Genomic DNA, 22,292 nt, shown 5'->3' with positions numbered 1-22,292 from the left:
TTAGCTCCGAGTTGTGCTTACTTGAACGGGTTAATTGGAAATCAGGGAAAAACTTCATAAGTATAATTACTCACTGCAAAAGTGACATGCTCCCCGTGCAACAGTTGCTGTCATTTCTGGAATTGACGAGCAGTCGCGGGGGTGAAGAGTCATAATAAATTATTTAATATGCTGCGTGATTACACAATCATTCTGCCTATTCAGGATGGCGATGTCTGAGGGGTTTCACCCCTCCGACCTTCGCCAACAGTCTCTTTCAAGCGCCGAGTCATTCGAATTTGGGTTCCCCCCACATCACCGTTAGGATTACTGTATTAATGAAAATCGCCACCTGGAACGTCAACTCAATCCGCACCCGCCTAGAACACGTTACTAGCTGGTTGCACACAAACTCCCCAGACGTTCTCTGCCTCCAAGAAACCAAAGTTACAGACAAAGACTTCCCCCTAGAACCCTTCACCAACCTCGGCTACAACTGCTACATTTCCGGTCAAAAATCCTACAACGGTGTCGCCATTTTTAGCCGATCGCCTCTAACGCAAATCAGCACCGGATTTGCCCCCATTCTCGGCGAAGAAACCACAGGTATTTTTGACGAACAAAAACGCCTAATAGCCGGGGTTATAGACGATATTTGCATTATTTGCGTATACGTTCCCAACGGTTCCGAAGTCGGCAGCGAGAAATATGAGTATAAGCTAAAGTGGCTCCAACTGCTGCAAGAATACCTCAAAATAGCACTAGATAAATCCCCCAACTTGTGCATTTGCGGCGACTTCAACATCGTCCCGGACGATCGAGATATCCACAATCCCAAAGCCAATGCTAACTCCGTCGGCTTGTCTGTCGCCGAGCGCCTCGCACTCACAGAAATCATAGAATTAGGATTAAACGACCCCTTTCGCAAATTCACATCAGAAGGTGGCCATTATAGCTGGTGGGACTACCGCGCCGCCGCATTTCCCCGCAACAACGGCTGGAGAATCGATCACCATTATCTTAGCCCTCCCCTGTACGAACAAGCAAAAAACTGTACAATAGATATTGCTCCTAGAAAATTAATCAAACCCAGCGACCACGCCCCCGTAATTGTCGAAATTTGATTTATAAGTTATAAGGTTAATAACAATTGACATCTTGCACCATTCTCAATAAGCCTTGGATGGGCGGGCAGGATGCCCACACCACAAGAAAATTAACTCTTTGTGGTACAGGCATCTTGCTTACTATTGAGAAAAGTGCAAGATGTAAGTAACAACCAACAACTAAAAATCATGTTCTTAGTAACCGGAGCAACAGGCGCGCTAGGGCGCCGAATTGTACGAGAAATCCGACAGCAAGAAAAGCCTGTCCGCGCATTCGTTCGCCTCGCATCTCGCTACTCTGAACTAGAAAACCGAGGCGCCGAGATTTTTATCGGCGACTTAAAACAAGACAAAGATATTAAAAAAGCCTGCCAAGGAGTGCAATACATCATCAGCAGCCACGGCACCGGCGGCGACGTTCAAGCAGTACATTACCGCGCTAACATAGAATTAATCGACTGCGCCAAAGAAGCCGGAGTGCAGCACTTTGTCTTTATTTCGGTACTGGGAGTCGATCGAGGATACGAAGATTCCGCAGTATTCAAAGCCAAGCGAGAAGTAGAAAAATACCTGCAAAATAGCGGCTTGAATTATACAATCTTGCGGCCTGCCGGTTTTGCTTCCAGCTTGTTACCCCTAGCAGAAAGATTTCGAGAAACCGGACTTTACCTGCTGATTGGCGACGGCAAAAACCGCACATCTGTTGTCAGTACCGACGACTTAGCAAAGATTGCCGCAGACTCGCCAACAGTCGAAGGCGCCCGCAACCAAATTCTGCGAGTCGGTGGTCCGGATGTGCTCACAAGAGACGACATTCCCCGCATTTTTGGACGCTTATTCAATCGCGAACCGATGGTAATCAACCCGCCACTGGTTGTGTTTGACGGTTTGAGAAATGCCTTGGGTTTATTGAATCCTCAAGCTCAAAAAGACTTAGGAACTTTGCGCGTATTGCTGGGTAACGAGTATTTCTGCACTCCCGAAGAAGTGCAAAACTTGGAATCAATCTACGGCATGAGAATGGAATCCTTAGAAAGCTTGTTGCGGCGCAATTTGAGCGTTTAAAATGCTAGTCATTCTCGTTACCAGGCATAGCCTGGTAATGAATATCCGGAGGCTCTGCCTCCAAACCCTTGTCTCATTTTAATGGAGGCAGAGCCTTCCTATATGCGTCCCCAGGCTCTGCCTGCGAACGAGCAAATGTAGCGCCAAATCGCAACTGAAAACCATTTAAGCAGAAATAGGTACTGGTTCAGCACCAATATAGCTCGTAACTGCGATCGGCGGAGAAGTCGGCTTAGCAATCAAATAACCTTGAACAAAAGTTGCTCCCCGTTGCCGCACCCACTCAAACTCTTCCAAAGTTTCCACACCTTCAGCAATAGTTTTAATTTCTAATTGAGCCGCAATTTCTAACATCTTTTCAGTAATTAGTGCCTTATAATAATCTTGATGGACGTTGCGAATTAATTCCATATCTAACTTAATAAAATCTGGACGCAGTTGGTGCATCAAATTTAAATTAGAAGAACCGCTGCCAAAATCGTCCAGGGCAATTAAAAATCCCGCTTCTCGGTAAAACCTCAGAATCTTAATCAAGTGAGCCAGATCAGGAGGGTGCTGAGATTCCGCTACCTCAAAAACAATATTGCTGTGAGGAATTCCAGCTTCATCAATAGCCTGTACTGTTCTTCGCAGGCACGTAGCGGGATCGTAAACTGAAGTCGGAGAAAAATTAATAAAAAGTAGTTCTTTGATATCGTAAACATGGGCTTCGCGGATAGCGCGAGTCCGGGCTAAAACATCTAGTTGAAAAATTAGGCCTGCTGATTCTGCTTGGGCAAAAATCCGACCCGGATAAATTAAGTTTCCTTGCTCGTCAATTCCTCGGAGCAGCGCTTCGTGGGCAAAAATTTTAGAAGTATCTGAGGTATAAACAATAGGCTGAAAATGCGTAGTAATGCGTTCTTCGGACAATAAATCTAACAGCCAATCAGAGTTACTCAAATTAATAAAAGAGTCTAAGGAAGTGCTGCGATAAAAATCGCTAAGCTTTGGCTGTTCAACTTCCCGCATCCACAAAACTTTTGTCTCTTTCAACTCTTGAGTTGTCAGCACCGATGATGCTAGGGCGTTAAACTTTTCTTTTGCTATTCCCTCAAGCATAATGTACAAACACTTGCTCTCTTCTAACAGCCGGAATTCAAATTCAGCCTTGGTTAGTGCAGAAATAACCTTGGTCAGCGTATGATATACTGGAAACCACAGGTATAGACCTCCGCGGTTCTCTATTTTGGCTGGTACTGTTTCGCAGCGAGAGCAGGAGCCGAAGGCTTTGCCACTTATTTGCATTGGAATATCCTCCGGTTTTTGAGTGGATTTTAGACACGCTAGCAATTAAGTTTTATTATAAGCTCATTCACCTATTAATTCATCTATCTCAAGATGTAAATCGTGATGAACTTGTATTTAAGAATTATTGCAGTATTTATACTGACCTCCGGTTTCAAACCTTGGTCAAAGTTCTCAGTATTAAGCAAGTACCTGTGATAAAACACTGTTCCAAATCATCACAGAGGGAGAAGGCAAAGACTTGTTCGCTACTCTCTACTGCTGCTGTGATTTTTTACGCCTTATTCTCTAATTCCCTCTGCCAAAACAGTCGCTACAGTTAATTTTTTAGCCAAGGCGAATTAACAAGTCCGTGAAGCGCAGCTATCCCCTAGGGAATCGCCCGAGCGACTAATTTATGCGTACCAAAAATATACACACCCGGACGATCGCCCAAAACACACTCACTTGCTGGGGCATATCCAATTTAATTTTATAATCGGGATGACAGGATTTGAACCTGCGACCCCCTCGTCCCGAACGAGGTGCGCTACCAAGCTGCGCTACATCCCGGATTTAGTCAATAGATTTTTAGCTTATCACACTCAAGTCAAAATTGAGCAAGCTCGTATATAATTATTTGTAAAACACTACTCAGGCGGAGACAGACGTGACAGTTAAGCCCCAGTGGTTGCGAGTTAAAGCCCCCCAGTGGGAGCGCGTCGGCAACGTCAAAGAAATTTTGCGGGATTTGTCCCTGAATACGGTTTGCGAGGAGGCGTCGTGTCCGAACATCGGCGAATGCTTCAACGCAGGTACTGCGACATTTTTGATTATGGGCCCGGCTTGTACCCGCGCCTGTCCTTACTGCGACATCGATTTTGAGAAAAAGCCCCAACCATTAGATCCCACGGAACCCCAAAGATTGGCGCAAGCGGTGCAGCGGCTCAAACTCAACCACGTCGTGATTACCTCTGTCAACCGGGACGATTTGCCGGATGGGGGCGCGTCTCAGTTTGTCGAGTGCATTCAAGCAGTGCGATCGGCGATGCCCGATACAACTATAGAAGTTTTGATTCCCGACTTGTGCGGCAACTGGCAGGCTTTAGAAATCATTCTCGCAGCCCGGCCAGAGGTACTCAACCACAATACCGAAACCGTAAAGCGACTTTACCGCAAGGTGCGGCCGCAAGGAAAGTACGATCGCACCTTGGAACTATTACAGCGAAGCCGCGAACTCGCACCTGGGGTTTACACCAAATCCGGCATCATGGTGGGACTCGGAGAAACAGACGCCGAAATTCGGGAGGCGATGCAGGACTTACGGGCTGTCGGCTGCGATATTTTAACAGTTGGACAGTACCTGCAACCGACTCAAAAGCACTTGAACGTAGAAAACTTTGTGCCTCCAGAACAGTTTGATGCTTGGAGAAAGTTTGGCGAATCTTTGGGATTCTTGCAAGTTGTCGCTTCTCCCTTAACTCGCAGTTCCTATCACGCCGAACAGGTGAGGGAACTGATGAAACTTTACCCACGCTAGCAATTTTAATTTGAGTTGACTCACGCCCGTTAGCGAAGCCCTCGAAGAGGATCGCACCATTCTCACTAAAACCAGATCAACCGGGTAACAGCGAGGAAAAACTTGCGTTTGATATGCAGGCCCTGGGCCAAAAACCCGGTTTCAGATGCTGGTGTTCGGGGCGTGATCTTAAGCGAGAAGCAGCAGCCAACAGCAAAACAATTATCGGTCGATCGCCACCTCAAAGTCGCGACTTACCTAAAAAAAATCCAGAAACCGGGTTTCTTCCTCACACTTCTAGGTTTTCATCCAGAAAATTGAGGAAGAAACCCGGTTTTTGCGTCAGCCAATAACTCGGTACTGGGGAGTCGAGCAACTCTGAAACCCCTATTCTATAATGGATTAAACTTCTGCGCCCACTGCCGCGTATTTAATCAAGAGCGCCGAGTTATATAAAGTTTTATTAAAAAAATGGCTAATTTTCCGAAGTGATCGGGAACCAGCTTATTGGTGATGAAGATTAACTTAACTTCTGACTAACGTCACTTGTTTATAGCGAGTCACTATCTATACTAGCTACATAAACAAAGAAGTACAACACACTTTTCGGGCCTTCAACCTGTTACATCAGAAAGTTCTTAGCGTTTTCCAGAATCTTGGTAAAACAAGTGGGGCAGCAAAAGTTCGATCTCTCCAACAGCAGAAAAGTCAGGAAAGTTAGTAAAGAAACACAAAGCGGTGATGCTTCGTCTTAACCAAGTGGGCATCTTAATTATAAAAAACCGCTAAGCGTAGCATCTTTTCACCGGAGCAACTGAGAAAATCACTATGCCAGCCACCTCTTTTTACGCTGAAGCTGAATTCGACGAACAACTGCGAGTCAATCCCTTGCAAGGTGATGTGTTGGATGAAGATGCTGAAGAAGCTGGAGACGAACTGCTCGACCAAGACCCAGCAGAGACAGAAGATGCAGACCCAGCAGCCAAATTGCAAAAAAATGCCAACCGTCGCACTACAGATTTAGTGCGCCTGTACCTCCAAGAAATAGGTCGGGTTCGTCTCTTGGGTAGAGACGAAGAAGTCTCGGAGGCTCAAAAAGTTCAGCGCTATATCAAATTGCTGGAATTACGCAACACCGTCGCATCCCAAGAAGAAGGGCTAATTGGGCGCTTCGTGCATTTAATTGAAGTGCGCGATCGCTTAGCAGCACAGTTGGGACATAAACCTTCCTTGGAACGCTGGGCATTAACTGCCGGGGTCGATGACGTGCCAGAACTCAAGCGAATTATGTCCGAAGGCAAGCGCCAGTGGGCCGAGTTAGCCGAGATGACGGTCGAGACGATCGAAAGAATTCAAGCTGAAGGCGTCGAAGCTAAAGACCACATGATTAAGGCGAACCTGCGCCTGGTGGTTTCGGTGGCGAAAAAATATCAAAATCGCGGTTTAGAATTGCTCGACTTAATACAAGAAGGTACTCTGGGACTGGAGCGAGCTGTAGAAAAGTTTGACCCGACGCGGGGCTATCGGTTTAGCACCTATGCCTACTGGTGGATTCGGCAGGGAATTACGCGGGCGATCGCCACTCAAAGCCGCACCATTCGCCTCCCCGTCCACATTACCGAAAAACTGAACAAAATCAAAAAAGCCCAGCGCAAAATTTCTCAAGAAAAAGGTCGGACAGCTACGATCGAAGACATCGCTGTCGAGTTGGACATGACGGCCCCCCAAGTCCGAGAAGTTTTGCTGCGAGTCCCCCGTTCTGTTTCTTTGGAAACTAAAGTGGGCAACGAAAAAGATACGGAGTTGGGCGACTTACTCGAAACCGACAGCATCTCCCCAGAAGAAATGCTGATGCGAGAAGCTCTGCACCGCGACTTGCAGCAACTGCTGGCAGATTTGACCAGCCGCGAGCGAGATGTAATTCTGATGCGCTTTGGTTTGGGTGACGGACACCCCTATTCGCTGGCAGAAATCGGTCGTGCCCTCGACTTGTCCCGCGAGCGCGTCCGCCAAATTGAAGCCAAAGCTTTGCAAAAACTCCGCCAACCTAAGCGTCGCAACCGCGTCCGCGACTATCTGGAGTCTCTGACTTAAATTTGGCCGGTCAATCAGCGCGATTAATCAGGGAGCAAGGCATTTGGCACTTGTGCAGAAGGCATGAGGCATTCGGAAGAAGTAACAATATTTACTTCTCAACCACTTCTCTGTCCTCTGCAGCAAGTCAATCGATTTTAGATTTTAGATTTTAGATTTTAGAATTGAAGCATTGACCCCACGCATAAATTCGGGGGCAAGTTTCATCCGATACAGGTTTTTTATTTCTGGACGGATGAATCCGGGCGCTTGTATCCTGGATGCTTTCATTCATAAAGCTGGTTAAAAGTCAAACAATATCAAAAACCAAATTTTTTTCTCAATCTTTTTTCAATAAGCTGCGATATTTGCAAAATATCTCGATCGTTGTGTATTATTGTCAATAGGCAGACTTTCTTGAGAGGGTCACAATGGCACTTTACACCGCGTCTTCATTCAAATCCGAACTCAATGACAAAGGCTGGCGGATGACTCCCCAACGGGAAACCATCTTGCACGTGTTTCAGAACCTCCCCAAAGGCAATCACCTGAGTGCGGAGGATTTGTACACTTTGTTAAAAAATCGCGGAGAAAACATTAGCTTGTCCACCATTTACCGAACTTTAAAGTTAATGGCAAGGATGAGCCTGCTCCGCGAACTCGAACTAGCAGAAGGTCACAAACACTATGAAATAAACCAGCCTTACCCGCATCACCACCACCACCTAGTCTGCGTTCAGTGCAACAGAACGATCGAATTTAACAACGATTCGATTTTAAAAATTGGCATGAAGCAAGCTGAAAAGTCTGGGTTGCACCTGCTAGACTGCCAGCTAACCATTCATACGGTTTGCCACGAAGCTTTGCGGATGGGATGGCCGTCTTTGGTTTCCAGCAATTGGTCTTGTCCGAGGTCGATCGCCCAGAACGGCAGCAGCGCCCCGGATTCAATCGAGTGATAGTACACTATTTTCGCATTTCAAGTACGGCTTGTTACAAGTTTTAACAAAAATCGGTAGCCCAAGTGCGATCACAGTTACGCAGAAACCGGGTTTCTTCAGAAAAATACATCATTTCAGGAATGAGTCGGAAACGAGAAACCCGATTTCTTTGATGTAGCGTCCCCAAGCCTGGGGCTAAAAATTTTGGCTCAACAAATCGTCGCTGCTGACCCCGTAACTGCGCTGAGCTCGATCGAGGGCGTCTCTCGTCGAAGCATCGAAAACTCCGCCGATGGGGCCTGCGTAAAAGCCGAGGTCTTGCAGTCGCCTTTGTAATTGCTGAATGCTCGATCGAGAGTTGAAACTGCTGCTAATTGGAACAGCAGGAACAGCTACCCGGCCAGCTAATCCATTTTGGAGCGCAGCCAAAGTCGCCGGAGTGGCAATACCCGTCGCCGGTGACAAATTGCGTTCCTCCTGAAACGACAGCACCGCAAACTCGGTCTCGGCTCCAAAGACTCCGTTCACCGGGCCGGGGTTTTTGCCCAGACTGCTGAGGGCAGACTGAAGTTGTCGAACAGCAGGCCCAGTATCGCCCCGTCGCAGACCAGCAACCATTTGCGGCACAGGCTCTGCCGCCTGCCTGTTACCTTGCCGCAAAGCTGATCGAGTGCTGCGATCGACCCTTCCAGTCCCAAACAGCCCGCTATCCCTCTGAAAGCGGATCAAAGCTGCCTGAGTTGGTCGATCGAACCAACCGTGAATCTGGCTCCTGTAATAACCCAATTCTTGCAGCCGCCGCTGCACAAATTCCACTTGTCGGCCTCTGTCGCCCAACTCTAGAAAATCTCCGCCATTACTCTGTTGATCATCTTCCTCAGTCCATGAGGTAATTTCAGCTTGCCTCATCTGGGCATCGATAGCAGTCAAAGTAGCAGTGTCAGCGCAGCCGTCAGAAACCAGATTGTAATCTTGCTGAAAACGAGTCACAGCGTAGAGAGTGCGTTCCCGAAACTTACCGTCAACGCCACCTTCAAAATAGCCCAAAGCTTTTAATTGCCGCTGGATCAAGTCTACCGTCGCTCCTCTGTCTCCGAACCGCAGCCCCTTGCAACCGCCATTTCCCGAAATATTCCCTGGAAGCGTAACGGGGGGAATCGGCCTGGTGGAACCAAACAGCAAAGCTAAAGTTTGCCTGTCAGCAACTCCAGTCACCCGCAGTCGATTAATTCGCTGGAAGTATCTCACCGCATGAAGAGTCACTTCCCGAAAACTCCCTGTGGGATGCGCGTTGAAGTAGCCTAGCTGCTTCAACCTGCGCTGGAGAGCAGAAACACCTGCACCTGCGTCTCCAAAACGCAGCTCCCGATAATTTGTATAAATAGTATTAAAAGGTCGATCGTCATCCCCGGCAAAACTATTGAGTGCTATCACAGTAGCTCGATCGGGCCTACCAGTCAGCGACAGTTGATAGTCTCGCTGAAAGTTAGTCAGCGCTTGTTTTGTTACCGGGCCGAGTTGACCTGTCGAAGATCTGGGAAAATAACCGAGATCCCGCAACCTGTCTTGAACCGCTCGCACATTGGGATATCCCGGATCTATTTGAGCAAAAGCTGCACCGGCTGCACTCAAAACCGACAGCATCAAAGCCACAGACAGCAAACGGACGTAAGCCTGACTCGATAGGTTTTGCCACTTGGGTTCATCAAAAATTTTCGACTCTGCGGGTGCTTCGCAAACAAGAGCAAGTTCGAGGTAAGCAAGAGATTCCATAATTTTTTAGTGTGAAATTGTGGGTGGGTTGTGTGAGCAAACTGCCAAAAATCATTTTTGGCACGCTTGGCTTGGATTCTATCAACGCTAAGTTCTACCTGGAAAGCGCGAAGCACCCGTTTTTCTAAAAAATTTACCGTCAAAAATAATTACAGGTAACAACTAAGATAGCATCGCTGCTTCTAGAGGCGCGAGACTCAGCAAAAAAGTTTGCAGGCATAGTCTTAGCCTTTAAGGCCAAAAAAGAATAAGTTCTGGGGTAGTGCTGGCTAATATTTTATCTGGCTGCAGCAGAAATTACCACAAGACTTGGGTGCAGGTTGTCATCACCTTAATTGGTTGTCGGGTAAAGAGCCTGAAATCGCAGGTTTTTTGTTAAGAAACGCGGCTTTTTCATGTGGCGAGTGCATCTGGGAAAGTACCGCTGATTAACCAAAAAACTAGCCACTAAAAATCCCCACTTTTGCTAATTGCAAATAGGGCGGGGATTTTTTGATAAGTTGACTTTCTCTTAAAAAATCGACGATCGCTTAAATTAAGCCGAACCGATCGCAAATTACAGCTACTCCCGCTGCAAAAATAGTAATTGCGATAGCTACCAGCGGATTTTGCCCTCTGCTCACCGCAAAAGAGGTAACGACCCCAGCTCCCAAAGCTGCAGTAACAGCAGCAGTCGCCAAATCTCGATCGGGACGTTTGTCGTACATATTTTTTATTGTTGGTAGCTGTTAAGCTGAAAACTTACATCTTGTAATCCAAGCTACCACTCTTGCCTCTGCGGCGGTGACAACCGCCTGAGTTTTGCAACTAACCTTAAAATTTTGCTAATTTTCTTAACATACTCTCCTGAATAACATAAGTTGGGATTATGTATTTTCGAGTTTTTCTGTTGAGTTTTAGCTTTGGAAACCTTTTGTCTGATGGGCTTTTATGTCAAATTCAGGATTTGGCAGTGGCGATCGCACCCACAATCTGTGCGCCTTACCCAGCAATCTCCAATATCGTAAATAAATTTAACTTGACTTTTTGTAAAAAATATGTGCCTTGCCATTTGAAGCAAAAGACAGAAAAAAAACCGACCTTGGTGAAGAATCACACACTGCGATTGCTTCGCTGCCCTCACAATCACAAGAGTATATTTTTTGTCTAATTTTTATTCGTCCTCAACTTTTTCAGTATTGCCACCTTTGACCCAACCTTCGCGATTGCCATCCTCAATCCGAATTCGCTGCCACTCTTTGTCGGGCGACTCTTCCAAAACTACGACTCTTTCCTTGTAACCAACACCGCCAATGCGGTTCGAGTCTCGGCTACCAGTATCCCGGAGAATTAAGCCGATCGGCTGAGTCACCATCGCGCGGTAAGCTCCCGGTTCCAGCGGTTTGGGAGACGGGGCATCGCTAGATGTAGAAACAGGGCTAGCCTGGGCTGTTGACTTCGGCGCAGCGCCCGCAACCTGAGCTGGTGTTTTGTCGTTGGAAAAAACTGGTTTTTCGGGCAAAGTAGTTAGCTTAGCGGCAAAGTAAAGTGCAGCAGCCACGCTAGCACCTGCCATCAGGACGATCGCTAGCAGAAAACCTACTAAAAATTTGAAAACGCTATATACACTGTTCATAAAACCGCAAATGAAGGAAGAAGGAAGAAGGAAGAGGGAAGAAGGAAGAGGGAAGAAGGAAGAGGGAAGAGGGAAGAAGGAAGAGGGAAGAAGGAAGAGGAAAGAGGGAAGAAGGTTGACTCTTGAGTGTTGACTGCTGAATGTTGAGTAAAATCTGGTAACTGCCAACTGACAACTGGCTACTAACTACTGACTACTGACTTCAAAAGCTTAACCTTGAATCCGGCGGCTCAAACTGCCGTATCTAGAAGCAAGGCGAGCTTTCCCAGCAGCGGCCCAATCTTGAAGAAACTGGATTTGTTCTTGAGCCGTTCTGGCTAAGGGCACCATCTGACTAGCTGATTCTAAAATATCATCTGTCGTAAAGTCTCGATTTTGGCTAAACCCAATGTGCATTGCTTCAATCAAAGTTTGCTCGATTTCGGCCCCTGAAAAATCGGGAGTTTCGTAAGCCAAGCGCTCTAAATCGTAATTTTTGATGCTGTGCGATCGCAACCGCAACAAATGTACCTCAAAAATCGCCCGCCGTTCCTCCTGGCTGGGCAAACCCACAAAAAATATTTCGTCAAACCTGCCTTTTCTCAGCATTTCTGGCGGCAAAGACTGGATGTTGTTGGCTGTTGCTACCACAAACACCGGCGAAGTTTTTTCTGCTAACCAAGTAATAAATGTCCCGAACACCCGGCTAGTTGTGCCGGAATCCCCTTTACCGTCTAATCCCGCAAAAGCTTTGTCTATCTCGTCAATCCACAGCACGCAGGGGGCCAAAGCTTCGGCTAGCTGAATCATTTGCCTGGTGCGGGATTCCGATTCTCCTACTAATCCGGCAAACAAACGCCCGACATCCAAGCGTAGTAAAGGCAAATGCCAGTGGTGGGCGATCGCCTTTGCTGTTAAGGATTTTCCGGTTCCTTGAATTCCGACTAACAACAAACCTCTGGGATGCGGCAAACCGTATTGGCGGGCTCGATCGGAAAAAGCACCGCCACGCCGCAGCAGCCATTCTTTGAGATTGTCCAAACCACCGATATCGGATATATTTTCGCGGGCCGGGTAAAAATCCAGAATTTGAGTTTGGCGAATTGTTTGGCGCTTTTCTTCTAAAATCAGTTCCGCGTCGTCGGGGTGGAGTTCGCCTCTGGTGGCGATCGCCTTGGCCAAAACTCGACGGATTCGTTCGAGCGACAGCCCTTGACAGGAGCGCACTGTTTCGTCCAGCAAACGCCCTTCAATGGCTTGTCCGGTAGCCCCTAATAGCCTTTCTACCTCAATTTTGATTTCCGCGGCCGCAGGCAGGGGAAACTCCAAAACAGTCATCACTTCGCTGAGGTCTTCCGGGATCGAAACTATAGGAGATACGATGACAATATTTTTGGGCACAGATTTGAGGAGTCTCGCCAAATTCCGCAGCTTGCGGGAAATCGAGACATCTTCCAAAAACCGCTGAAAGTCGCGCAGAATAAAAATTGCCGGCGCGGTGGCTGGCAATTTTTCGAGAAATTCCAAAGCTTGCAGCGGGTTGCGCTTGCCAAAACCGGTATCGTTGGGATTGCCTTGGTAGCCATCAACAAAATCCCAGATGTAGACAGCGCGAGAACCCTGTTTTTTGGCGGATTGGGCGATCGCCGATTCTACGCGCTCTTCTTCCCGTGTGGGAATGTAAATGAGGGGGTAGCGCGATCGCAGGAGTAGTTCAAACTCGTCGCTAAAAATAGTCATTAGTCAGTTGTCAGTGGTTAGTTGTTCGTTGTCAGTGGTTATTTGTTATTTGTTATTTGTTATTTCTTATTAGCTAATGCCAACTGCCCACTGCCCACTGCCCACTGACTAAGGCAATTGCCGTTTAAGTGCTTCCAGAGACGCCCAGCGACTATCTGAGACTGTTTCGGTGCTTTCTGTATTTGCATCATCAGTTAAAGAAATTCCCGGACATTCTGTATCGCATATCTGTTTGTGCGGCAGTTCCAAACACATTTGCTCGTACACCCAATCGCCCGGAGAGAAATAGCCACCTGGCGACAAATTTTCCACCAAATCTTCTAAAGCCACTTCTATTTCTGCTGAACTTGAATCTGTTTGATTTGCTGTTTCTTCTAGCCAGATTAGTTCCGATGAGTTAAGTGCCAAACGATGATTGTATTGTTTCAAGCATCTGTGGCAGGTGAGAGTAACTATTGTTTCTGCTTTCGCCTTCACCTCAAGATAATTCCCTTGGTGAGTCACTTGCAGTCGTCCTCGCACCGGAGTAAGAGTTTCTAAATCGGGGATAAATTCTTCAAAATCAATGACCTCTTTCCGCTCTGTTTTTGTGAGGAGATGAGGGATATACATTGTCTCCATAATCTTTTGCCTTCCTACTTCTTGAATTCAAAGGTCAAAAGGAATAGTTAATTTTTAACTTCTTCCTTCTTCCTTCTTCCTTCTTCCTTCTCTAGCGTCAGCGCAGTCGCACAACCAAACGCCGATCAGGTTCTTGTCCTTGACTGTAAGTTTCTATATCCTCACATTCGCTCAAAAAGCTGTGGACTTGACGGCGTTCTGCCGAAGACAGCGATTTGAGTTCAAATTCAACTCCCGTCGATCGGGCTTGATCTGCTGCGTACTCTGCCATCGATCGCAATTCCTCTTGGCGGCGGATGCGATAGCCATTTAGTTCAACTGTATAAGGAATTGACTCCTCTACTTCCTGACCTATATTCTGAACCGTGTTACAGAGGTACTGAATGGCATCTATTACATTACCGTTTGGCCCGACTAAGATTGCAACTTGTTCTGGAGTCAAATTGCTTTCATCTATTGTCATCCAATAGCAATCTTTTTGTTGTTCGCATACCACTTTTGAAGGAATTGCGGACAGTTGTAGCAATTCTTCTAACCATGCCTGTCCGCGCTGCATTTGAGAGTCTTTCATTGTTGTTAAAATCAAGCCTTTTTCTTAGAACGCTTGGGCTCAAAGGGAAGTGCATCTAATCCTTGTTCTTTTTGGGTTTTCGCCTCTGCTTCGTCCACTATTTTTTGGAGGTTTTCGGGCAGCGGTTCTCGCGACAAAATAAACGATTGAACTGTTTGGAAGATGTTAGCAATAAGCATATACATCAACACGCCGGCGGGCAGCGGGAAGAACAAAAACATCCCTGAAAATATGACTGGCGTTAGTTTGTTAACTGTAGCCTGTTGGGGGTTGTCGTTTGGCCCTTGTGCTTGTCCTGAAAGGGTTTGGTTAATGTACAAACTGATGCCGAAGCCCAGGATCATTACCAAAATATCCCAGTGGATTGTACCGTCTGAGTCGATCGCGCCAACGCGACCTAGAGCTTCAATAAACAGGAATCCTTTGTTAGTAGCCAATCCGGGGATTGTGCCTTGAACTGTGGCTTCACCGGGCGCTAATGCCGTGATGTTACCCTGTTCATCTACCTTGACCACTTCTTCGCCTTTGATGACTTTCCAGCCGGGTTCAAAGTCGATTTCGCTCTTATTTTCTGCTGCTAAAACTTTGAGAGGTTTGCCCTCTGGGGTTTGAAAATTAATCTTGGTTGTGTCGCCGATTGCGAGTTTGTCGCCGCCTGGAATTACGCCCACAACAGGAGCATGAAAAGTACCTGTGACGTAAATATTTTGTGGCGGTGTAGCAAAAGCTTGCGGTTGAACAGTTTCGATTTGTTCTTTCGGCAAAACTTGAACGTTAACGCTGTAATTTATGTCAGAAAACGGCGAACCCCTGAGCGTTGCAAACAGTGCAAACAGCACTGGCATTTGCAGCACCAATGGGAAGCATCCTGCTAAAGGATTACCAAATTCTTTGTATACTTTGCTCATTTCCTCCTGCTGTTTTGCAGGATTTTCTTTATAGAGTTTTTGAATTTGATCTACTCGCTCTTTCATCAATGGCTGCGCTACTTTCATGCGCCGCATATTGCGAAGAGAGCCTGCATTGAGAGGATAAAGAGCAAAGCGAATCACGAGCGTCAGAGCTACGATCGCTAAACCGTAGCTTGGCACGATCCCGTAGAAAAAATCTAGGATCGGGAGCATGAGGTTGTTGGAGAGAAACGAGATACCAAAATCCATTCGCTTTGAGTTAATTTAGGTGCTCTATGTTTACTGTTGAGAACTATTTTCACCCGCTGAACGCGAGCCGCCTCAATTTTTCGGGTTTTGTCTCTATCTTAGGACATTGCCTGTCGATCGACCGCCCAGTCTGCGGGTTTGTTGTAATGAGTTTGCCAATACTCGCACTCACTTTACCCTGATTTGAGGGCGAAGCGGTTCGGTTATTTAGCTTTGGCCGCGTTTGCTTTTTGAGCGGCTATGGGCAGTTTTTCGTTAATGTAGTCATACATTGCTCGAAATTTCGGCATAGCTCTGAGTTCCAAGCGACTGCCATTTTTCATGGTGAGCACCATGTCTCCGTAAGTCCCGAAACCGCGAGGTACAGTGACGATTTTGACTATATCTGAGTAGATAACGTCTGTCTGCTCGCCCCCCATCCAACCGCTAGTTACCGACACTCGGCGGCTCGTGATCCGATAGCGCAGCCACAGAGCCCGGACAATTGCTCCTACTGCTAGGGGGATTCCCACCACAGTCAGCCCCAGGAGTAAATTCAGGATCAAGTCTCCGGGCGCGGGGCCGCCTTCATAATATACTTCCTCTCGAATTCCCATCTAGTACCTCGGCTTCTACCAACAACTGCTCTAATTCTTGCAGAATTTCTGCATAATTGCACTCTTGTGCGATCGGACGCACGACAATTACTAAATCCCACCCGAATTTTAATCGGGGCAATAGCTGTCGCAAAGCTGCCCGAATCTGACGCTTAATCCGGTTGCGGACTACAGCGCGTTTGCTGACTTTCAGGCTGATGGAAATGCCTGTGCGAGTGGGCTGCAAGGATTTTTCGTCTGTCGGTTTCGCAAATTCGGCGCTTTTTGGTTTACGCAGAGCTCTTAAACTGAAATGGGCCGAGTTGCGGCGCATTCCCTTGCGGTAGACGGCGCTGAAGTCTTTTCGGTGCTTAAGTCGGTTTGTCTCGGGCAACATGGCGTAGGGCGATCGTGGAGGCCTCTCAACCTTGATGCAGTGCTAGACTGCGAGGCGGTGGCGACCTTTGCTGCGGCGAGCTTTGATTACCAATCGACCGGTTGCGGTACGCATTCTGGCGCGAAAACCGGATGTTCTTTTTCTTTTGCGGCTGGTTCCGTGCAGGGTTTGCTGTGTCATTTTGATTTCTCCCGGCTTGTTACTTTACTTTTGATTAATATTCACAATCTTCTAGTGTACCATAGAGTTGTTTTCTTGGCAATAATGTTTTGATGATTTGAATTGAGACTAAGAGTGAAGTTGCGATCGCAGCCTTGAATGATTGGTAAAGGCTAGAATCCCGCAGGCTTTAAGTGCGGTGGCGTTCTGAACCGCTGACATCTATTGAAAGCCTTGCGAAAAGAATTAATTGGATGTTGGAAAAACAATGCGTTAAAATGCCAAATATAACCAACCAGAAAAAACAGAAGAATGCCACAGTATTAACCCCTACTCCGAATCCTGTAACCCAATTAACTTATCAACTTCTAATTGAAAAGCACGATGAAGACCTCTACAGCGCAATAGTTTGGGAGTTGCCAGAGTGCAGAAGATCAGGATCTACTAAAGAAGAAGCTTTAAAAATTTTGCACCGATTGTTGACCGAGCGTCTAAAAAAAGTCGAAATAGTCTCTCTGACAGTAGACATTCCCCAAACTGAAAATCCTTTAATGAAGTGGGGAGGAGCTTTTAAAAACGATCCGCACTTTGATGAGATGCTAGAAGATATTGCAGAACTGCGCCGCGACAGGAATGCACAAATCGCAGAATATTACGATCGACTCGCTGAAGCAGAAGCCACCAATAAAATTGAGGTGGAGGAAACAGCTAAGTGACTTTGTGGATATTTGATACAGACCCTGCCACACTTTTTGGGCAGGGTAATCTACAAATAGTGCAGCGTGTCAGTGAAGTTAATCCAAAAGATATTGCTATTACGATCGTTAAATTTGAAGAGCAAATGTATGGACGACTTAACCGTATCAGACGAGCGACATCAGGGAATGAAATAATATCAGCTTATGCAAGTCTGCGAAAAACCATTAACTATCTGACCGATTTTGAGTTGCTTGACTTCGATCTAGATGCTGAAAATTATAGGGAATTTTGGCGGCCAAAAATCTGCGTTGGCACGCAAGATTTACGGATAGCCGCGATCGCACTTGCAAAAAGCGGTATTCTACTTACCCGGAATCGCGGAGATTTTGAAAGAATCCCTGGATTGAGGTTTGAAGACTGGTCAGTGCAATGATTGGGATGTGCGATCGAGCATGATGTAGTTGTGGAAAAAAGTTCGATGGAGTTCACCATGATTGGACCAACTACACCCAATGACACCGCCGCGCCGATCGCCCTGGCCGACGCCACCGGCCTGTTCGAGCCGAACCAACTCGATGAAGTTGGCGAAATGCTGGCTGAGTAATTCGGTGGCAACAGCGGCAGCCATCGCTTTTGGATCGCAGACGACGCCAGAGTGTCTCAGCCAAATGCGCCAAATGCGCGTGGCTCTCTCCCGACGGAATAGGCCTCTTTCTGCCATGCGATCGCGCCTGTCAGCGTCCCGCCTACCTCTTGCAGTTTTGTCGCCAATGCCGGAAGTCGGCAAACCGTCTTCTTGCCACAAGCCCCAAAGGGTGTAAGTCGGTTTTTTGGCGATCGAATGCTACGCTAAAACGGGGAATCCGCCCTCTGTCGGATCGGTTAACAATTCTTAATTGTTCTTAAACTAGAAAGAGTAAATCTAGTTGCGATCTGAATTTATGTTGCTTCCAGCCGACCAACGCACCAAGTTAGACGACACCGACGACAATTTGTTCTACTCCTATCCCCGGTTTGTAACGCACGTAGACGATGGATTTATTCAGCAACTAACCGATTTATATCGGGAACGGCTGAAACCGAATACTCGGATTTTTGATATGATGAGCAGTTGGGTTTCTCACTTGCCCGACGAGATGCAATTTGCCCATGTAGAAGGGCACGGCATGAATGAAGAAGAGTTGGCAAAAAATCGCAGACTGAATCATTATTTCGTGCAGAATTTGAACGCAAATCCCAAATTGCCACTGCCGGATGCAGAATTTGACGCGGTTGTCAACTGCGTTTCGGTACAGTATTTGCAACACCCGGATGCGATTTTTGCCGAGATTCACCGAATTTTGAAGCCGGGGGGCGTAGCAATTATCAGTTTTTCCAACCGGATGTTTTATCAAAAGGCGATCGCGGCTTGGCGGGAAGGTTCCGAGGGCGATCGGGTCGAATTAGTTAAGGGTTACTTTGATTCTGTCAAAGGAGCGAATATACCTGGATTTAGTAAGCCGGAAGTAATTGTTCGCAAGCCTAACTTGCCGAGTTTTATGCAAATGCTGCGAATAGGAAGTGGCGATCCGTTTTATGCGGTAGTTGCTTACCGCCAAAGTTAGGATTTTGGGGCAGTAAGGACTTTAGGACTTTAGGTGGAGATTAAAAACACTAAAGTCCTTACTACAAACCCATCGAAAGCTACGCTCTTTAGGTTAGGATATATTTAATATTTGTTCCTAAAATATGGACAACCAACTTTTGCAGCGCATCACACTCGATCCAAATATCTGTCACGGAAAACCCTGTATGCGCGGTCTCCGATATCCAGTATAGTTAATTATTGAATTACTTAGTTCGGGTATGAATGCTAAAGAAATTATAGATGACTATGACGATTTAGAACATGAGGATATTCTAGCTGGTTTGCTATTTGCAGCGCGACGGAATCAAGTGAAAAGCATATACTGAGTATTGTAGTTCATCAGTAATCATAAAGTAGGGTAAAACCTTGATATGAAACCATACCAGCAAATAGCGATCGACGAATGTGGCGAACCTTTAGTCCCTATTCCAGCAGAACATTTTGCCTTTGAAATGCCGCACCCTTATCAAAAGTTGGGTGCACCGTATCACAACAGCAAAGCAGATTCCCCTTACTACTTGCGGCAAGGAGTTGTAGATAGTTTAATCGCCGCTCAAACCCAGCTACAGCAAAATCATCAAAATTGGAAAATTCTGATATTTGACGCTTATCGGCCGGTGGAAGTGCAGCAATTTATGGTAGATTATACTTTTAATCAAATTGCCATAGCTCAAGGCTGCGAATTTCCGGTTTCCGAAGACAAACGCCAAGTGATTATAGAACACGTATATCAATTTTGGGCAGTACCCACTCTCGATCGCGCAACCCCTCCCCCTCACAGTACAGGTGCAGCTTTAGATATAACTTTAGTGGATAAAAACAATCGGCAAATTGATATGGGTTCTCCGATTGATGAAATATCAGAACGTTCTTATCCCGATTATTTTTGTAATAGCAAGGAGCCGCAAAAACAGGAATATCACCGTCGTAGGCAAATATTAAAAAATGCGATGATAGCTGCGGGTTTTCAGCAACATCCTAACGAATGGTGGCATTTTTGTCTGGGCGATCAGATGTGGGCTTGGTTGACAAATCAAAACAATAGTGGTAGTCAATTGATTGCCCGATATGGCCGCTATTAAAAGGGTACGCAATTAAATCGGAACGGGCGCACCCGCGACCTTAAGAAAGGGTTTTTTTGACCAAAAACCTCAGCTTTTAACTGCTTCTTGTGGCAATAAACCTGGTTTCTGACACTCTGTGCCTCCCGCACTATAAAAGTATGAGCAAAATAAATCATTTGTGTCAGGATACACTGCAACTATTGCCAGCGGGGTAGCGGTGGTTTAAAATCAACGAGAGCTAACAAGTGCAGGCAATATTTGCCAGCACCGCAAACCCTAAAGGATAACTCAGAGTTCACCCAATGAAAGCACTCATCCTCTCTGGCGGTAAAGGAACACGCTTGCGTCCCCTCACCTATACGGGTGCTAAGCAGTTGGTTCCTGTAGCAAATAAGCCGATACTGTGGTACGGCATTGAAGGAATTGTGGCGGCTGGGATTACTGATATTGGGATTATTATTAGTCCCGAAACCGGGGAAGAGGTGAAGACGAAAACAGGAGATGGATCTCGCTTCGGGGCGAAAATTACTTATATCTTGCAAGCAGAGCCGGCAGGGCTCGCTCACGCGGTAAAAGTTGCCAGACCGTTTTTGGGCGATTCTCCGTTTATTATGTATTTGGGAGATAACTTAATTCAGAATCAGTTAGATCCGTTTTTAGAGATTTTTAACAAGCAGAAACTAGACGCTCTGATTATGCTGCGTCCCGTTTCCAATCCCTCTGCTTTCGGTGTGGCAAAAGTTGATGAGAAAGGCCGAGTTTTGCAGTTAGTAGAAAAACCCAAAGTTCCGCCGTCCAATTTAGCACTGGTGGGAATTTACTTTTTTGCTCCTACTATCCACGAGGCGATCGATCAAATTCAACCTTCGCCCCGGGGCGAACTCGAAATTACCGATGCCATTCAACAGCTCATCAATCAGGAAAAACACGTAGAAGCCTGCAACTTAGAGGGTTGGTGGCTGGATACGGGGAAAAAAGATGATTTGCTGAGTGCAAACCAAATCATTTTAGATAGCTGCATCGTAGCTTCAACTGAATTAAAAGTAGATGCGAAAAGTCAAATTATCGGGCGAGTCCAAATAGGAGAAGGAACGGAAATCATTAATTCTACAGTTCGCGGGCCAGTGGTAATTGGGGAAAATTGCCGCATTGAAAATTGCTTTATCGGGCCTTACAGCAGTATTGCCGATCGCGTGACGATGATTGATGCTGATATCGAACACAGTGTAATATTGCAAGGGGCGAAAATAGTTGGCATTCACCAGCGAATTGTTGACAGCGTGATCGGGCAGCGAGCTCAACTCACCAATGCACCGGCTCGTCCAAAAGCTCTGCGGTTTATGATTGGTGATGACAGTCAAATTGAGTTATAGCAATCCTTGCAAGAGTCGTAAACTTTTTACCCCACCCCAACCCTCCCCGCGGGTTAGGGGAGGGAGTAAGAAATTCACAAATGATTTAGGATTGCTATAGCTTAAATTGAGATATTGCCCATATCGGAACCAATAATCCTGATTTAACAAGAGATAAATTTTCTTGTGGGGAGTAGGGGTTGGGCATCCGGCCCGCCCTTGAATAGGCAAGATGCCTGTTCCACAATTAATTACAATTATTCACACAGCAAAGCGGCTTGTTCACAATTAGTTACAATGATTGAAACAGCAAAGATGCCTGTTCCATAATTAAGTCATACTAAGTTATCTCAAGGAGAGGAAAGTTTGGAGTACGAAGAAATACCAACTCAACAGATAATACATAAATTGCGGCAAACTTTGGAGCCTCGAATTGGTATTGCTGAGCTGTCGCTGTTGGGAACAGAAAATAGTACGATCGCCCAAAATGAAGATGATGAAGATATCGCCCTTTTAAAGGCAGGTTTCGACATTTATAATATCCCCATTACCTCTTACCAAAGGCGACTCGGTTCCGCAGTCATCGTCGTTAGGAAAATAGTCCGAAAATTGCTCAGACCGGTACTCGAACGACAAGTAATTTACAATTTTGCTAATACGCGGGTCGTGCATACATTAAGCACACAATTGCAAAAATTGCAAGAAAATCAACAAACTATCTTTGAAAAAATTGAATCGGAATTCAGCAGCGAATATCCTGAAGTTACAGCACAGCTTGAGACTCAACAAAGAGCGATCGCAACTTTTCAGTCTGAAATAGAGCAAATTAAAGCAGTGCAGCAGCAACATACTGCTATTTTAGAGAAGATTACCGCTCAATTACTCGATCGACAAAAATAAAGCATCAAAGATGACCCAAAATAATTTGGTCACAAGGCCCCATATTTATTCGCGAGAGCAATGCTTCAATGCTTCAATCAAAAATCTAAAATTATTCAATTCCTCAATCTA

At 46.2% G+C, this 22,292-nt stretch carries 23 protein-coding genes, 1 tRNA gene and 2 pseudogenes; 13 read left to right on the top strand and 13 right to left on the bottom strand.

All coding sequences use genetic code 11. The features are described from left to right. The first annotated feature begins 317 nt into the window (after positions 1 to 317). Both xth and QUA34_RS24195 read left to right on the top strand, forming a co-directional pair. Positions 318 to 1,103, top strand: coding sequence for an exodeoxyribonuclease III (gene xth, locus QUA34_RS24200; RefSeq protein WP_333328397.1), 786 nt, complete (start codon positions 318 to 320; stop codon positions 1,101 to 1,103). 171 nt (positions 1,104 to 1,274) lie between these two features. Continuing rightward, on the top strand, positions 1,275 to 2,150 hold the full coding sequence (locus QUA34_RS24195; protein ID WP_333328400.1) for an SDR family oxidoreductase: 876 nt from the start codon (positions 1,275 to 1,277) through the stop codon (positions 2,148 to 2,150). 165 nt (positions 2,151 to 2,315) lie between these two features. Here QUA34_RS24195 and QUA34_RS24190 read toward each other — a convergent pair whose 3' ends face one another. Continuing rightward, positions 2,316 to 3,437 (bottom strand): EAL domain-containing protein, encoded by a 1,122-nt coding sequence (locus QUA34_RS24190; protein ID WP_333328403.1) that lies wholly within the window; start codon positions 3,435 to 3,437, stop codon positions 2,316 to 2,318. A gap of 478 nt (positions 3,438 to 3,915) precedes the next feature. Beyond that, positions 3,916 to 3,989 (bottom strand) — tRNA-Pro (locus QUA34_RS24185). 91 nt (positions 3,990 to 4,080) lie between these two features. Here QUA34_RS24185 and lipA point away from each other — a divergent pair. The 3 genes and pseudogenes from lipA to QUA34_RS24170 all read left to right on the top strand — a co-directional run. Then, positions 4,081 to 4,956 (top strand): annotated as a pseudogene (lipA, locus tag QUA34_RS24180) (lipoyl synthase); the annotation flags it as partial. 807 nt (positions 4,957 to 5,763) lie between these two features. Then, positions 5,764 to 7,029, top strand: coding sequence for an RNA polymerase sigma factor SigC (gene sigC / locus QUA34_RS24175; RefSeq protein WP_333328408.1), 1,266 nt, complete (start codon positions 5,764 to 5,766; stop codon positions 7,027 to 7,029). A 410-nt stretch (positions 7,030 to 7,439) separates the two neighbouring features. Then, entirely contained in the window at positions 7,440 to 7,967 is a 528-nt protein-coding gene (locus QUA34_RS24170) for a transcriptional repressor (protein WP_006632310.1), read from the top strand. Between the two features lie 177 nt (positions 7,968 to 8,144). Here the strand turns inward: QUA34_RS24170 and QUA34_RS24165 are convergent, their stop codons facing one another. The 3 genes from QUA34_RS24165 to QUA34_RS24155 all read right to left on the bottom strand — a co-directional run bounded on the left by QUA34_RS24165 (position 8,145) and on the right by QUA34_RS24155 (position 11,337). Then, the gene (locus QUA34_RS24165) at positions 8,145 to 9,722 is read right to left on the bottom strand and encodes a peptidoglycan-binding protein (RefSeq protein WP_333389594.1); all 1,578 of its coding nucleotides are present in this window, start codon (positions 9,720 to 9,722) and stop codon (positions 8,145 to 8,147) included. A 530-nt stretch (positions 9,723 to 10,252) separates the two neighbouring features. After that, complete coding sequence (locus QUA34_RS24160; RefSeq protein WP_242724391.1) at positions 10,253 to 10,429, bottom strand: hypothetical protein; 177 nt, start codon at positions 10,427 to 10,429, stop codon at positions 10,253 to 10,255. A gap of 446 nt (positions 10,430 to 10,875) precedes the next feature. Next, positions 10,876 to 11,337 carry an SH3 domain-containing protein gene (locus QUA34_RS24155; RefSeq protein WP_333312207.1) on the bottom strand — a complete coding sequence of 154 codons (462 nt, stop codon included), beginning with the start codon at positions 11,335 to 11,337 and terminating at the stop codon, positions 10,876 to 10,878. Between the two features lie 10 nt (positions 11,338 to 11,347). Here QUA34_RS24155 and QUA34_RS24150 point away from each other — a divergent pair, with 10 nt between their 5' ends. Then, positions 11,348 to 11,470, top strand: coding sequence for a hypothetical protein (locus QUA34_RS24150; protein ID WP_333328416.1), 123 nt, complete (start codon positions 11,348 to 11,350; stop codon positions 11,468 to 11,470). A gap of 77 nt (positions 11,471 to 11,547) precedes the next feature. Here QUA34_RS24150 and QUA34_RS24145 read toward each other — a convergent pair whose 3' ends face one another. The 7 genes from QUA34_RS24145 to rpmH all read right to left on the bottom strand — a co-directional run bounded on the left by QUA34_RS24145 (position 11,548) and on the right by rpmH (position 16,560). Next, a complete protein-coding gene (locus QUA34_RS24145; RefSeq protein WP_333389592.1) occupies positions 11,548 to 13,056 on the bottom strand; it encodes an AAA family ATPase in 1,509 nt (502 codons plus the stop codon). Positions 13,057 to 13,164: 108 nt separating this feature from the next. Further along, a complete protein-coding gene (locus QUA34_RS24140; protein ID WP_333389590.1) occupies positions 13,165 to 13,677 on the bottom strand; it encodes a YceD family protein in 513 nt (170 codons plus the stop codon). Positions 13,678 to 13,774: 97 nt separating this feature from the next. After that, the gene (locus QUA34_RS24135; RefSeq protein ID WP_333389589.1) at positions 13,775 to 14,248 is read right to left on the bottom strand and encodes a R3H domain-containing nucleic acid-binding protein; all 474 of its coding nucleotides are present in this window, start codon (positions 14,246 to 14,248) and stop codon (positions 13,775 to 13,777) included. Positions 14,249 to 14,259: 11 nt separating this feature from the next. Then, positions 14,260 to 15,408, bottom strand: coding sequence for a membrane protein insertase YidC (gene yidC, locus QUA34_RS24130; RefSeq protein WP_333083009.1), 1,149 nt, complete (start codon positions 15,406 to 15,408; stop codon positions 14,260 to 14,262). A gap of 203 nt (positions 15,409 to 15,611) precedes the next feature. Then, a complete protein-coding gene (locus tag QUA34_RS24125; RefSeq protein WP_333161710.1) occupies positions 15,612 to 16,004 on the bottom strand; it encodes a PH domain-containing protein in 393 nt (130 codons plus the stop codon). After that, a complete protein-coding gene (gene rnpA / locus QUA34_RS24120) occupies positions 15,976 to 16,380 on the bottom strand; it encodes a ribonuclease P protein component (protein ID WP_333083007.1) in 405 nt (134 codons plus the stop codon). Before rnpA ends, QUA34_RS24125 begins: the two co-directional genes overlap by 29 nt. Positions 16,381 to 16,422: 42 nt before the next feature. Beyond that, entirely contained in the window at positions 16,423 to 16,560 is a 138-nt protein-coding gene (gene rpmH, locus QUA34_RS24115) for a 50S ribosomal protein L34 (RefSeq protein WP_006632320.1), read from the bottom strand. Positions 16,561 to 16,817: 257 nt separating this feature from the next. Between rpmH and QUA34_RS24110 the strand changes: the two genes are divergently transcribed. Next, positions 16,818 to 17,255, top strand: coding sequence for a type II toxin-antitoxin system HicB family antitoxin (locus QUA34_RS24110; protein WP_333389586.1), 438 nt, complete (start codon positions 16,818 to 16,820; stop codon positions 17,253 to 17,255). Then, entirely contained in the window at positions 17,252 to 17,671 is a 420-nt protein-coding gene (locus QUA34_RS24105; protein ID WP_333328431.1) for a type II toxin-antitoxin system VapC family toxin, read from the top strand. Before QUA34_RS24110 ends, QUA34_RS24105 begins: the two co-directional genes overlap by 4 nt. On the opposite strand, the gene QUA34_RS24100 is transcribed toward QUA34_RS24105, so the two are convergent. Continuing rightward, the gene (locus tag QUA34_RS24100; protein WP_333328435.1) at positions 17,660 to 18,043 is read right to left on the bottom strand and encodes a hypothetical protein; all 384 of its coding nucleotides are present in this window, start codon (positions 18,041 to 18,043) and stop codon (positions 17,660 to 17,662) included. The two genes, QUA34_RS24105 and QUA34_RS24100, sit on opposite strands and share 12 nt — an antisense overlap. Before the next feature lie 136 nt (positions 18,044 to 18,179). Between QUA34_RS24100 and QUA34_RS24095 the strand changes: the two genes are divergently transcribed. The 5 genes and pseudogenes from QUA34_RS24095 (at position 18,180) to QUA34_RS24075 (ending at position 22,181) form a co-directional block, all read left to right on the top strand. Then, complete coding sequence (locus QUA34_RS24095) at positions 18,180 to 18,842, top strand: class I SAM-dependent methyltransferase (protein ID WP_333328438.1); 663 nt, start codon at positions 18,180 to 18,182, stop codon at positions 18,840 to 18,842. 124 nt (positions 18,843 to 18,966) lie between these two features. Then, positions 18,967 to 19,191 (top strand): annotated as a pseudogene (locus QUA34_RS24090) (DUF433 domain-containing protein). Between the two features lie 45 nt (positions 19,192 to 19,236). Then, positions 19,237 to 19,947, top strand: coding sequence for a M15 family metallopeptidase (locus QUA34_RS24085; protein ID WP_333389584.1), 711 nt, complete (start codon positions 19,237 to 19,239; stop codon positions 19,945 to 19,947). Between the two features lie 284 nt (positions 19,948 to 20,231). After that, positions 20,232 to 21,302: a glucose-1-phosphate thymidylyltransferase gene (locus QUA34_RS24080; protein ID WP_333083001.1), complete on the top strand. Its 1,071-nt coding sequence runs from the start codon at positions 20,232 to 20,234 to the stop codon at positions 21,300 to 21,302. Between the two features lie 345 nt (positions 21,303 to 21,647). Continuing rightward, on the top strand, positions 21,648 to 22,181 hold the full coding sequence (locus QUA34_RS24075; RefSeq protein WP_333328444.1) for a hypothetical protein: 534 nt from the start codon (positions 21,648 to 21,650) through the stop codon (positions 22,179 to 22,181). Positions 22,182 to 22,292 lie beyond the last annotated feature (111 nt).

Origin of the sequence: Microcoleus sp. POL10_C6, from assembly GCF_036701585.1 — a bacterium.
GTDB lineage: Bacteria > Cyanobacteriota > Cyanobacteriia > Cyanobacteriales > Microcoleaceae > Microcoleus.
The sequence above is the reverse complement of the archived record's forward strand: the minus strand, read 5'-3'. Positions and strand labels throughout refer to the sequence as shown.

Coding starts and splice junctions, on each gene's coding strand:
- xth (WP_333328397.1), top strand. CDS start 318: ATGAAAATCGCCACCTGGAACGTCAACTCAATCCGCACCCGCCTAGAA.
- QUA34_RS24195 (WP_333328400.1), top strand. CDS start 1,275: ATGTTCTTAGTAACCGGAGCAACAGGCGCGCTAGGGCGCCGAATTGTA.
- QUA34_RS24190 (WP_333328403.1), bottom strand. CDS start 3,437: ATGCAAATAAGTGGCAAAGCCTTCGGCTCCTGCTCTCGCTGCGAAACA.
- sigC (WP_333328408.1), top strand. CDS start 5,764: ATGCCAGCCACCTCTTTTTACGCTGAAGCTGAATTCGACGAACAACTG.
- QUA34_RS24170 (WP_006632310.1), top strand. CDS start 7,440: ATGGCACTTTACACCGCGTCTTCATTCAAATCCGAACTCAATGACAAA.
- QUA34_RS24165 (WP_333389594.1), bottom strand. CDS start 9,722: ATGGAATCTCTTGCTTACCTCGAACTTGCTCTTGTTTGCGAAGCACCC.
- QUA34_RS24160 (WP_242724391.1), bottom strand. CDS start 10,429: ATGTACGACAAACGTCCCGATCGAGATTTGGCGACTGCTGCTGTTACT.
- QUA34_RS24155 (WP_333312207.1), bottom strand. CDS start 11,337: ATGAACAGTGTATATAGCGTTTTCAAATTTTTAGTAGGTTTTCTGCTA.
- QUA34_RS24150 (WP_333328416.1), top strand. CDS start 11,348: ATGAAGGAAGAAGGAAGAAGGAAGAGGGAAGAAGGAAGAGGGAAGAAG.
- QUA34_RS24145 (WP_333389592.1), bottom strand. CDS start 13,056: ATGACTATTTTTAGCGACGAGTTTGAACTACTCCTGCGATCGCGCTAC.
- QUA34_RS24140 (WP_333389590.1), bottom strand. CDS start 13,677: ATGGAGACAATGTATATCCCTCATCTCCTCACAAAAACAGAGCGGAAA.
- QUA34_RS24135 (WP_333389589.1), bottom strand. CDS start 14,248: ATGAAAGACTCTCAAATGCAGCGCGGACAGGCATGGTTAGAAGAATTG.
- yidC (WP_333083009.1), bottom strand. CDS start 15,408: ATGGATTTTGGTATCTCGTTTCTCTCCAACAACCTCATGCTCCCGATC.
- QUA34_RS24125 (WP_333161710.1), bottom strand. CDS start 16,004: ATGGGAATTCGAGAGGAAGTATATTATGAAGGCGGCCCCGCGCCCGGA.
- rnpA (WP_333083007.1), bottom strand. CDS start 16,380: ATGTTGCCCGAGACAAACCGACTTAAGCACCGAAAAGACTTCAGCGCC.
- rpmH (WP_006632320.1), bottom strand. CDS start 16,560: ATGACACAGCAAACCCTGCACGGAACCAGCCGCAAAAGAAAAAGAACA.
- QUA34_RS24110 (WP_333389586.1), top strand. CDS start 16,818: ATGCCAAATATAACCAACCAGAAAAAACAGAAGAATGCCACAGTATTA.
- QUA34_RS24095 (WP_333328438.1), top strand. CDS start 18,180: ATGTTGCTTCCAGCCGACCAACGCACCAAGTTAGACGACACCGACGAC.
- QUA34_RS24085 (WP_333389584.1), top strand. CDS start 19,237: ATGAAACCATACCAGCAAATAGCGATCGACGAATGTGGCGAACCTTTA.
- QUA34_RS24080 (WP_333083001.1), top strand. CDS start 20,232: ATGAAAGCACTCATCCTCTCTGGCGGTAAAGGAACACGCTTGCGTCCC.